This window comes from Streptomyces sp. NPDC051172 (assembly GCF_040682555.1).
In the GTDB taxonomy this organism is placed as follows: domain Bacteria; phylum Actinomycetota; class Actinomycetes; order Streptomycetales; family Streptomycetaceae; genus Streptomyces.
This window is the reverse complement of record NZ_JBFBBE010000115.1, coordinates 17,631-28,166: the sequence shown is the minus strand read 5'-3', so window position 1 is coordinate 28,166 and position 10,536 is coordinate 17,631. Positions and strand designations below refer to the sequence as shown.

General features: G+C 67.0%; 13 protein-coding genes. 6 read left to right on the top strand and 7 right to left on the bottom strand.

Translation table 11 applies throughout. The annotated features are described in order from the left end of the window. Window positions 1-285: 285 nt before the first annotated feature. The gene (locus AB0N07_RS41035) at window positions 286-711 is read right to left on the bottom strand and encodes a PIN domain-containing protein (protein WP_365844294.1); all 426 of its coding nucleotides are present in this window, start codon (window positions 709-711) and stop codon (window positions 286-288) included. Beyond that, the gene (locus tag AB0N07_RS41030) at window positions 708-986 is read right to left on the bottom strand and encodes a CopG family transcriptional regulator (RefSeq protein ID WP_365844292.1); all 279 of its coding nucleotides are present in this window, start codon (window positions 984-986) and stop codon (window positions 708-710) included. Before AB0N07_RS41030 ends, AB0N07_RS41035 begins: the two co-directional genes overlap by 4 nt. A 495-nt stretch (window positions 987-1,481) precedes the next feature. Between AB0N07_RS41030 and AB0N07_RS41025 the strand changes: the two genes are divergently transcribed. Further along, on the top strand, window positions 1,482-3,455 hold the full coding sequence (locus AB0N07_RS41025) for a nitrate- and nitrite sensing domain-containing protein (protein WP_365844290.1): 1,974 nt from the start codon (window positions 1,482-1,484) through the stop codon (window positions 3,453-3,455). Beyond that, a complete protein-coding gene (locus tag AB0N07_RS41020) occupies window positions 3,452-3,862 on the top strand; it encodes a roadblock/LC7 domain-containing protein (RefSeq protein WP_189781019.1) in 411 nt (136 codons plus the stop codon). Before AB0N07_RS41025 ends, AB0N07_RS41020 begins: the two co-directional genes overlap by 4 nt. A gap of 79 nt (window positions 3,863-3,941) precedes the next feature. Here AB0N07_RS41020 and AB0N07_RS41015 read toward each other — a convergent pair whose 3' ends face one another. The 5 genes from AB0N07_RS41015 to AB0N07_RS40995 form a co-directional block, all read right to left on the bottom strand. Next, on the bottom strand, window positions 3,942-4,196 hold the full coding sequence (locus tag AB0N07_RS41015; protein ID WP_365844288.1) for a hypothetical protein: 255 nt from the start codon (window positions 4,194-4,196) through the stop codon (window positions 3,942-3,944). Between the two features lie 516 nt (window positions 4,197-4,712). Next, the gene (locus AB0N07_RS41010; protein WP_365844286.1) at window positions 4,713-5,009 is read right to left on the bottom strand and encodes a hypothetical protein; all 297 of its coding nucleotides are present in this window, start codon (window positions 5,007-5,009) and stop codon (window positions 4,713-4,715) included. Between the two features lie 283 nt (window positions 5,010-5,292). Continuing rightward, window positions 5,293-5,889, bottom strand: coding sequence for a DUF6192 family protein (locus AB0N07_RS41005; protein ID WP_365844284.1), 597 nt, complete (start codon window positions 5,887-5,889; stop codon window positions 5,293-5,295). Window positions 5,890-5,907: 18 nt separating this feature from the next. Beyond that, window positions 5,908-6,351 carry a hypothetical protein gene (locus AB0N07_RS41000; protein WP_365844282.1) on the bottom strand — a complete coding sequence of 148 codons (444 nt, stop codon included), beginning with the start codon at window positions 6,349-6,351 and terminating at the stop codon, window positions 5,908-5,910. Beyond that, window positions 6,351-7,301 (bottom strand): DUF6192 family protein, encoded by a 951-nt coding sequence (locus tag AB0N07_RS40995; RefSeq protein ID WP_365844280.1) that lies wholly within the window; start codon window positions 7,299-7,301, stop codon window positions 6,351-6,353. The genes AB0N07_RS41000 and AB0N07_RS40995 overlap by 1 nt, the downstream gene beginning before the upstream one ends. A gap of 691 nt (window positions 7,302-7,992) precedes the next feature. On the opposite strand from AB0N07_RS40995, the gene AB0N07_RS40990 reads away from it, so the two are divergent. The 4 genes from AB0N07_RS40990 to AB0N07_RS40975 are packed head-to-tail and all read left to right on the top strand — an operon-like array spanning window position 7,993 to window position 10,069. Then, a complete protein-coding gene (locus AB0N07_RS40990) occupies window positions 7,993-8,346 on the top strand; it encodes a hypothetical protein (protein ID WP_365844278.1) in 354 nt (117 codons plus the stop codon). Next, window positions 8,343-9,635, top strand: coding sequence for a hypothetical protein (locus tag AB0N07_RS40985; protein WP_365844276.1), 1,293 nt, complete (start codon window positions 8,343-8,345; stop codon window positions 9,633-9,635). The genes AB0N07_RS40990 and AB0N07_RS40985 overlap by 4 nt, the downstream gene beginning before the upstream one ends. Further along, window positions 9,635-9,868: a hypothetical protein gene (locus AB0N07_RS40980; RefSeq protein WP_365844274.1), complete on the top strand. Its 234-nt coding sequence runs from the start codon at window positions 9,635-9,637 to the stop codon at window positions 9,866-9,868. Before AB0N07_RS40985 ends, AB0N07_RS40980 begins: the two co-directional genes overlap by 1 nt. A gap of 45 nt (window positions 9,869-9,913) precedes the next feature. Further along, entirely contained in the window at window positions 9,914-10,069 is a 156-nt protein-coding gene (locus tag AB0N07_RS40975; protein ID WP_365844272.1) for a hypothetical protein, read from the top strand. The last annotated feature ends 467 nt before the right edge of the window (window positions 10,070-10,536 follow it).

Here is a 10,536-nt window from a genome sequence, read left to right as displayed (position 1 = left end):
CCGACAACCACACCCTCTAACCGGACCCCGGGCGCGCCGTGGAGCCGAGCCGCAATCGCGGCTCGGCTCCTCGTTTCGCCTGTTCAGGCGGCTGCGGAGGATACGAGATTCGAACTCGTGAGGGGTTGCCCCCAACACGCTTTCCAAATGTTCCTCTGGGGGTTCGGCGGCGCTCGGATCCGTCCTGACCTGCGGCGGAGTGAGGCTGGGGGTAGGTGACGGACGGCACTGGACGGGGGTGAATGAGACCAGAAATGAGACCAGAAATGACACCAGGGTGCTGGGTCATACCTTCTTGACGACGATGGTGTCCGGGAGGAGTTTCTCCAGGTCGTCTACGTCCGAGGTGAAGACGGTGACCTGGCCCTTCTGCTGGCGTGCGATGACAGCGAGTACTGCGTCGATCGCGTATTTGTGGCCGTGCAGCTTGGCGTCAGCCAGGAGGCGCCGGGCCTGGCGGGCCTCGTCCTTTCCGATGTCGGCGACCTTGAGCCGGGACAGCACCCAGTCCCAGCGCTGCTCGGTGGTTCTGCCGTCGTACGCCTCGACCAACGTCATGGGAGACGTCACCACCTCGGCCTCACCCCCAGCCGCGAGGTCGAGCCAGGCGATCATCTTCCGGTCGCCGCGGACGGCCAGGGACAGGGCTTCGCAGTCGAGTACGAAGACGCGCAGTGGCCGCTGCCCGCGCTCACCGGCGCGCTTCTTCACGCTGCCTCTCCGGCATCGCGTCCTTTTGCGGTGCGGCGGAGCTCGTGCTCCGCGTCGAGATCGTCCAGTTCCACGAGGGCTGCCGCGCGCTCGTCATCGGTGACCGACCCGTGTTCCTCCTGCAGCCAGTCGACCAGCTCCAGCAGCCGGTCCCGGTCGCGCTTGAATCGCAGCGCCTCGGCGACGTACGCCGACAGGCCCCGCTCTGCGGCCTCCGCACGGATCTCGTCCAGAAGATCCTCGGGAATCGTCACCGTTACCTTCTTTGTTGCCATACAAAGAACCATACCCCTGGTATCAAGCTCCTTACCAGTGCGTCGCCTCAATGGCCTGACGCGAATTTCCGCGGTCAGGGGGCTATGGCAGGTCGCGGGGAGAACACCTCACTTCGTTCAGGCAACAACATCGTCGGCTGGCCAGTACCGCAGGCGGCATGCCAGGGATGCCCTGTACGGGAGCCACGCTCGTCACGCTCCCACCCACACCACACCCCTGTGCTTGACCATTCCGCGGTCACAATCTCTTGCTCTGCGGTGTGAGAGCGGCGCAACGGAATGTCCCACGCGGTCTAACAGGCAGGAAACCGGCCGCTACGGCGGTCGGACTAACTTCGTGACATGAGGGTGCGGATGCCCGTAGGGCCGCTGCGTGGCAGGCTTGCCGCGATCGGCAAGGGCAGATTGGGCAAGGGCGGTTCAGTGCGCCGCCACGGGGGCCGAGCGACTCCCGGGCGACGGCCGATGCCTGGCTGGCGCAGCATCAGGGGCCGGGTGGCGGTGGTCATCACGGTCCCGATCTGCTTGCTGCTGGCGGTGGCCGGTCTCGCCGTGCACGGCCGCGCCGAGGCCCTCGGCGATGCCCGGACGACCCGTGCCGAGGTGGGCCTCAGCCTGCGCATCCAGGCCCTGGTGCACCAGCTGCAGCGCGAACGCGGCCTGACCAACGGCCTGTTGGGCGGTGAGAAGGAGTTCCGCCCACCGCTTTCCGCCACGCGCAAGCGCGTTGACACGGCACTGCGCGGAATGCGCAGCGAAAGCGCCGTCGAGGACGTCGTCCAGCGGCACTTGCGGCGTCTCGCCGACATCCGAGCCGCGGCCGACAGAGGCACCGCCGGCCAGGCTGCGACCCTCACCTTCTACACCAGCGCGGTCAACGCCCTGAACGCCGTCGATCCGGTGGCGGAGACCGCGACCGGCGCCGACCGTCAACTGCGTGACGGGCTGGCCGCGTTGCGCGAGTTGGCCGCCGCCAAGGAGTCCGTCGCTCTCGAACGCGGACTCCTCAACGGTGTGTTCGCCCAAGGCGCCTTCCACGGCCGCGCGTACATCGACTTCACCGAGGTGCGAGCCACACGTGTCGCCGCCCTCGCCCGCTTCCGGCAGGTCGCCACCGCACCTCAGCACGCGGCACTGGAGAAAGCCTTCGCAACCGAGGACGCCGAACGCGCCACCGCCTACGAGAAACAGGCGGAAGGCGCCGCCGACGGCTCCCCGCTGCGCGCCGACGCCGGCACCTGGTGGGACGCGATGACCGTACTCGTCGACGATCTGTACGCCGTCCAGCAGTCGGTCGGTGACGGCGTACGGGACCGGGCCGATCGGCTCAGCCACGACGCCGAGCTGGCCCTCGCCGCCTATCTCGTCGCGGGCACGCTCATCGCCGCCCTTGTCGCGGGCCTCGCCGCTGTTGCCTCCCGGTCCCTCACGGGCCCGCTCCGTGGGCTCGCCGAGACCGCTCACGACGTGGCGCGCCGCCGGCTGCCCGCAGCCGTCGCCCGTATGCAGCAGTCCCCGCAGGACCATGCTCAGCTCCTCCCGCCGGAGAACGTGCAGGACAACCCCGATGCACGGCTGCTGAGCGGTGCGGCCGAGATCGCCGAGGTCGCGGCGTCCCTGCAGCAGGTTGAACACACGGCCCTCCAGCTGGCTGCCCAGCAGGCCGGCCTGCGTCGCAACACCACGGAATCGCTCGCCAATCTCGGCCGCCGGAACCAGAGCCTCGTGCGTCGCCAGCTCACCCTCATCACCCGCCTGGAACGGCAGGAACTCGACCCGGACGCCCTCGCCGAGCTCTTCGAGCTCGACCACCTCGCCACCCGTATGCGGCGCAACGCCGAAAGCCTGCTGGTCCTGGCCGGGCAGAATCCGCCGCGGCCCACGGCAGCACCCGCCGACGGTCTGGAGGTCGTCCAGTCCGCAGTCGCAGAGGTGGAGCAGTACCGTCGAGTTCTGATCGCGACCGTGGAGCCGGTACGGGTGCGCGGGCACGCCGTCGCAGATGTCGCCCACCTCCTCGCCGAACTCATCGAGAACGGACTGAATTTCTCGCCCCCGACCGAACCGGTCGAGGTGCACGGCTGGTACGACACCGAGGACGACACATACTCCTTTGGTGTCGTCGACCACGGCATCGGCATGTCCGAAGCCGACAAAGCACGTGCGGGCGCCCTCCTCTCCTACTCCGGCGAGGAGGTCCTAGTTGCCGCACCCACCCGGTTCCTCGGCCACCTCGTCGTCGGCCGACTCGCTCACCGCCTCGGTGAAGGCGCTCAAGTCCACCTCTTCGACACTCCTGGCGGCGGCCTGTCCGCCCTCCTTGTCCTTCCCGGGCGCCTGCTCGCCCCCGTGGAGAACCCCTCCACCTCACCCCCACCCGCCAGGCCCGCTGTGTCCTCCCTGCTCAACGGCTTCCGAGCAGGGGTCGCCCGCGCCGAAGCCAGAAACCCCCAAGGAGCGTCATCGTGACCACCGCCGTCCAGAGTTTCGGCTGGCTCGTCTCGGAGTTCGTGCGCACCGCCGACGGCGTCACCGATGCCGTCGCCGTTTCCTCCGACGGCCTTCTCATGGCCGCCTCGGACAGCCTCGGCCGAGATCGCGCCGACCACTTGGCCGCCGTCGTCTCCGGCATCACCAGCCTTGCCCAGAACGCGGCGACGGCCCATGGCTTCCACGGCATGAAGCTCGTCATGATCGAAATGCTCGGCGGCTTCCTCATGGTCGGTCGTATCCGCGACGGCAGCTGCCTCGGCGTCCTCGCCGCGGAAGGGTGCGACGTGGGCCTCGTCGGCTACGAAATGGCCGTCCTCGCCGACCGCGCCGGCGAGCTGCTCACCCCGCAGTTGGTACGCGAACTGCACTCCGCGCCCAGGTGAGCCCACCCGTTCGCCGCCCGCCCCTGCCTCCGTTACCGGTCCGTGCCGCGAACGGTGGCGTGGTCGGGCGGCTCGTCTTTCATGGTGCTGTGAGGCGCAGCAGCCGCGCGGTGGCCTCGTCCGGCGCGAAACGGTCAGGGGCGAATTCCGTGGCGGACCGGAGTCCGAGCCACGTCAGCATGGCGTGGTGTTCCTCATGCGCCGGGTCGGCGAGGATCACTTTGAGATCGCTGGAGCCGGGTCCGCCGCCGCAGTCCTCGGGCGGGCACGCCCCGGCACCCTCCACGCAGTGCGGATAGTGAAGCCCGGCTGAGGCTGTCTGGAACTGCTCCACGGCGACGAGGTGATCCCAGTGGACGCCCAGTTTTGAGCAGAGCGGTCAGTGTGGCGGTGCGCTCGTCGCAGAATCCGAGTTCGCCGTCGGGACGGTCGATACGGAACCGGATCGGTCCCCGGCCAGGTCCCGGAGTGCAGACCGACTGGAATGGCCGCCGGTGCCGCGAGGGAGTCACGCCACAGTCACTACACCTGGACAGAATGTCGTAAAAGTCGGAAATAAATGAGACCAAAAGTGAGACCAGGACATGCCGAGAACCCCGGCCGCTGAGCGGTCCGGGGTTCTCGTTTCGCCTGTTCAGGCGGCTGTGGAGGATATGAGATGCGAACTGCCGTGAGGGGTTGCCCCCAACACGCTTTCCAAATGTCCGTCTGGGGGTTCTGGGGCGTACGGAAACGTCCTGACCTGCGGTTTAGCAGGTGCGGGCGGAGCTTCTGAATGGTGCCGTACGCAGGTGAATGCAACCAGAACTGCAACCACGGAGGGTTCTCGTTCTGGCCTCCATGCAGCGGTTTACTCCTCGGACAGGCCGGGCCGCCATTCCCGGATGGCTCCGTCGAAGTCGCCTTCGCGTACGTCTTGCAGGGCCGTCGCGTAACCGATCTCGATGGCCTCTGTGATCAGCTGCTGCAGCTCCGTCGGCGCGTACAAGAGTCGATGTCCGGCGCCCGAGCAGAGGTTGGCCGCAGCGTGGCCGGCGGCACGGGCATGCTCGCCGGGAACCGTTGCGACTTGCATGTCCGAGATGGCTTGTGCAGCGTTCCTGATCTCTTCCTGCGGAGACGAAGTCATGGCGGTCAGTATCCGCATGCTGGTGGCGGTAGGGAATGCCGCCTTCGGTCCTGTCGCCGCGGATCGCCGATGGAGCGTCGGAGACGCGGTCGGCGTGCTCCGCGTTCCGGCCGCTTCGGTAGCGGTGCCTCGATGGCGTACGTGTTCGCGCTGGGTGCCGGGTCTTGCGCGGCGTGGTGAACGTGTCAGTGGGTCGGCTCGGGGTACGACATGATGCTCGCCGCCTTGTCGACCTGGGCGTCGACGATCATGCGCGTCATTCCGGTTGGCGCAATTGCGGGGGACGTCGCGTTCTGCCTGCTCAGGTGTTGCTTCGTCTCATGGCATTTTGTGCCGCCGCGCAGGTCCAGACCTTTTCGGTCCCGGAGGCGGGCGGGTGCTTGATGAGCTCGAACCGTTCCGGATGGCTGGAGAGGATCGCGTGTACCGACCAAGAGGTGCGCGCATCGCGCTTGCCCTGGGGCCAGGCCGCTGCCACTCTGCGATACCTCGCGAGGGACGCTGCCGAGATACCCAGGGCCTTGGCGAACTCGGCCAGCGGCCTGGGCTCGTGGCTGTGGCTCTCCTGCAGTGGTGCCACATCAAGGGCCAGGTCTCCCAGCGTGAACTGGACTGCGCTGGCACGTCGTACGAGTTTGGTTCCTTCCTTGACGATTTCGGCGTGGCGCTCGTCGGTCGTCGCTGTTTCCATGGATGGGCGTTGCCGGCTTGCTCGGCGTGTCGCCTGGAGCGCGGCGATTCGTTCACCCGGTGTGTGGCTGCAGTAGGGGCACCCGCCGACCATCTCGAAGGTTTCCCGGGCGGCCAGGTGACCCAGATGGCATCTGACGACTTCGGCTGTGCGTCCTTCCTGGCTCCAGAAGAGAGGGACGTCGTCGGGGGCACCGGCGTCCGGCATGGCGGTCGGTCTCCTCTCCTATTCGGTGGGTCCCTCGCCGCGCAGGGCGAGACCGATGGAGAACCCGGCGTCGTGCAGTCGCTGTGTCGCCCGGACGATGCCGTTGACGGCCTGGCTGGCCACGATGATCTGGGGGCTGTGCTGATCGGCAGGGGACAGCGGTGCGATGGCACTGCGGTGAAGCCGTACCGCGCGCTTGTGGATCTGGGCGAGTTCGCGGCTGACGGCGAGCAGGGAGAGCCGGGGATCGCGGGTGCGCATGTACAGGGTGAAGAGGTACAGCAGGCACTCCTCCTCCGGGACGCACATGTTGTCCCGGTCCCAGGCTTTGGCGATCTCGAACTGCCCCAGGGACATCTTCTCCAGGGCTTCGCTGCGTGGCATGCCGTCGCCGCCGAAGTCACCGATGGCCTCCCACAGTTCCTCCCCCAAGTCATGAGGGGACCGGCGAGGCGTGGTCATCACCCTTCCCCTCCTGCCTCGTCGCGCAGCATCTCGGCCAGGGCGGCGTCCATGTCGGTCTTACCGGTGGTCGCGACGTGCTCGCACCAGTCGCAGACCGCACGGACCTTGTGCATGCTGTCGGTGACGGCTTCGATGGCGGTCTCGTCGCAGGTCTCGGTCTGCAGCAGGACGACGGCGTTCTGCATGGAAACGCAGAAGCTGGTGGCCAGGCCGAGGATTCGGAGCACAGCCGAGGGAGTCTCCCGATAGTCGACGGACGGCGCCTGTCGAACCGAAGGCTCATCCTGCGGCGCGGCCCGAGAAGGCGGTTCCGACAGTCCTGCCAGTGCGCGGGCCTCACCGGCGCGCTCCTCGAGCTTCTTGCCGCGCTGGCGGTTCGCCTCTCGTACGGCCTGGCGGAAGCGGGGGTCTTCGACGGCCGCGTCGATCACCTCGGCGCGCTCGGCAAGCTGGGCGATCGCCTCTGCGGCTTCTTCGGTATCGCGCAGGATGTGCTTGGCCTTCTCGATCCGTTCGACGGGGGTCTTGGGGTGCACGGGCATGAAGTGCCGGGCGCGGAGTGCTTCGTCCTGGGTCCACGGCACGGTCTCGGTGGGGTCGGTGGGGTTGGGGGGCTCCTCGCGGATCATGCGAAACCGGTCGGGTTCGGCTGCCAGGCGCGCGTGCACGGTCCAGGAGACGTCCGGCCGCCGCATCGAGGCCGGCCACGCCTTGGCGACGTACCGGTAGCGCAGGAGCGTGTTCTGATTGGCGCTGATCTGCTCGGCATAGACCCCGACGATCGTCTCTACGTCGCCTTGACGGTCGGGGGAGTCGAGCATCTCGACGAGGGTGTCGCCCAGCTCGAACTTGGCCTCGCTGATCTGCTTCACGAGCCGGCGCCCTTTCTGTACGTACGCCTGCCACTCGTCTTCTTTGAACCCCGAGGGAGGGATGACATCGACCATGGCAGCCTCCAGCTGTCTTGTCCGGATGGGCCGGGAAGCGCAGGAGGGCCGCTGGTCTCGCGGTCGCAGCACCGGGGTAGGTCCGGCCACTGTTCCAAGGGCATCGTGGCGTTCCGAGAGCAGGCGGAGGGAGGGCGAACTACCTGCGGATAGAGGCACTCACGTTCGTTCCCGAGCGACCGTCCGACCACGGAAGCGCTGGGGAGTGCCAGAGAGCGTGCAGGCTGACATTGCGCCTATATATGAGGCGGATGTGATCTCGGGCCAAGGAGGAGATGAAAGTCGACTGCGGAGGCCACTACATCCGCGGGCTTGCGCCCGCGAGCCCACCTCTCGTCATCCCTTCATCGTTCTCGCCGTGCCTCTTGCGGTCCCGCGCTTTGTCGAGACTGCCGACCGTCAGTCAGAATCCGCAGCGAACGAAGTTCCCCCCATCGTGGTTGTTGAGGGGCATGACGTGGATGTGCCGCGGCTGCCCGCAGGCGGCGGGCGGCGGTGGTCTGGTGCTGATCCTGCTGGTGTTCGGGTCCGTCGTGTGGCCGTACATCACGGGCGCAACTGCACAGCTTGGCGCCTCACGGCCATCTAATGGATCTTTGCCCCGGCTTTGCATGGCTCCCGGTCGTGAACCGCCGACCCCCGACTAGGGTCGAATGCCTGTGCGGTCAACGGTGGGGGAGAACGCGAAGTCATGGGCGGCAAGGACGAGATACTCGACATCAAGGTCGACGACATCAAGACGGCGGCGCCCGCCTTCCATCGCGAAAGTGTTGCCCTCGCACACGCGTTGACCAAGCTGAAGCACGGCCTGGCCGCGGCGGGCGCGCCATGGGGTGACGACGAGCAGGGCCAGAAGTTCCACACCGCGTACGGCCCGCACGTCAAGCAGATCGAGCACGCCGCGCAGATCCTCGTCGAGGGCTTGGCCAGTATTCACGCGGGCCTGGTCGACATGGCCGACAAGCACATCGACAACGAAGAGCTTATCCGGGGCATGTTCGGCCGGATCAAGGTGGGCCACCACAGCACGGGCGACGGCGAGTGAGCGTCGCGGACAAGGCCCGCAAGGCTGTTCAGGACCTGACGGGCATGTGGTGGCCCGCCGCCGACGAAGACGGGCTCCGGAATGCCGCCAAGGCGTGGCGGGCCTTCGCCGACGACATCGACGACATCGCCGCCGCCACGAACAAGGCCGCTCTTGCGCTGATCGAGGACAACAAGGGCGAGTCGATCACAGCGTTCGACAAGTTCTGGCGCCGGTACTACGACCATGGCCGCGGCTGGCTGAAGGATCTCGCGGATGCGGCCCGCGATATGGCCAAGGCGCTGGATGCGGATGCCGTGCACGGCGCGAAGAAGCACCTCGAACACGAACTGGAGATCGTCGGTGCGACCCTGGTCGCCGGCACCGCCCTGGCGATCTTCACCGCCGGCATCTCCGAGGGCGCCGCTGCGGCCGCGGCGGCGGGTGTCACCGAACTCGCCGCCTCCCTGGGTGTCACCGTCTCCACCGAGGTCGCAACCATCGCGGGCACCACTCTGGCCACTGCCGCGTTCGGAGGTATCGAGTCGGTCACCGTGGACCTGGCGGTCGCCCAGCCCATCTCCATCGCTACCGGTGAGAGCACGGGCGTCAACCTTGACGAGGTCGGCCACGCGGCTACGGACGGGATGCTCTACGGCGGTCTCTTCGGCGCAGGAGCCGGCGGTGTGAGGGCCGCGTCCGAAGCGGGCGGTTGGCGCGGCCTCCTCAGCAGCGACATGCCCGGTCTCACGGACCCGCGACTGCTCCTGGCCGGCATGCCGGACGAAGCCGCTCCCGCCCTGACGGCGACACGGAGCGGCGATGAGTGGCTCACCGGCGCCCGGCGGCGTCCGCGTGACATCCTCGACGATCCCGCGCAGACGAGGTGGGCGGAGGCCGCGTACGACGACTTCCGTCGGGACTCCCGCGACATCGCAGCTATCAGCCGTAACACCGAAGGTGTGCCTCGGGGGAACGGAACGACAGGGTTCACGGAGGAAGAGATCTCCGCCATCAAGAAGCACGTCTTCGACACGGAGCACCCGATCGAGGACTACGAAACCGGCGAGGTCGTCACCCGCAAGTTCGACGCGGACGCCGAGATCGCCGACGCCTGGATCCGCCTCCGCTCCGGCAACGCTCTACCGGAAGACCACGTGCTGCTCGAACACGAAGTCACCGAGCTTGAGTATCTGCGCACGCACCCGGGCGCGACTTACCAGGAAGCACATCGAGTGGCCAACCAAAACTACAATTGGCAGAGCAAGGTTCCGCTCAACAAGCGGGAAGACTTCGAGAGCGAGTGGTAATGGCGTCCCTGGTCTACTTCAAGAAGTTGTCCCAACAACCGGACTCCATTCGCTACACCTTCGGTGAAGACCCCGCGGAAATGGACCGTACGCTCACCGTGGACACGGCCAGCCGCACCTCGAGTTCCGACGACGGTAACGCCGACTACACGTTCCTCAAGGCATCACGGAAGATCAACTCCGTGTTCGAGGAGCGTGGACAGTGGCCGGAACGGGGTATGAGCGTCAGCTGACGGTTCGCTGGTGGCAGGCGAGAACCCTGAGTTGCACGCGCCGACATGGTCGACAAGCGGGGCACCGCCCCACAGCGCGTCGAAGCCGCCCGCGCTCTCATCGCCATCGCCGACCTGGTCCGGGTCGACCGGCATCTCGGGCATCTGCTGCAGTACGACGAGAGAGAGGCTGTCAGGTGTCCTCTGAGACTGGAAACATGACCGATTGCCACTGAAGTTTGACCTCCGAGTGAGCCACAGCCCTCGCGGGTTTCCCTTCAGGCTCGCGGATATGCTCGCGCCATGCGACGACACGGACGAATGGTCAAGGCGACTCGGTGGCTGGTGGCTTGGGCCGTGTTCACCGTCGTCATGCGCTTTGTCACCGGCTTCGCGGACATCTACAGGGGCTGGTTGACCACTGCGGTGACGTCTGCATTGGTGGTGACCTCCTGGTATCTGGTCCCGTGGTTGCGGTCCCGCAGGGAGCGCAAAGCCACAGTGCAGTAGCCAGACGCCGAGGTCGGAGCGTCGTGCCCCCGGATGAAACTCGCCGGTCAAATCAATGGCAATCAGTCAAGGTTCAGCGTCACAGAACATCAGGCTCGGTGTGCACGTCGCCGGCCGTCACGAAGTCGCTGACACCGTTCCCGTCCACGGCGACTGCACACGAGCCCCCGCTCAACGTC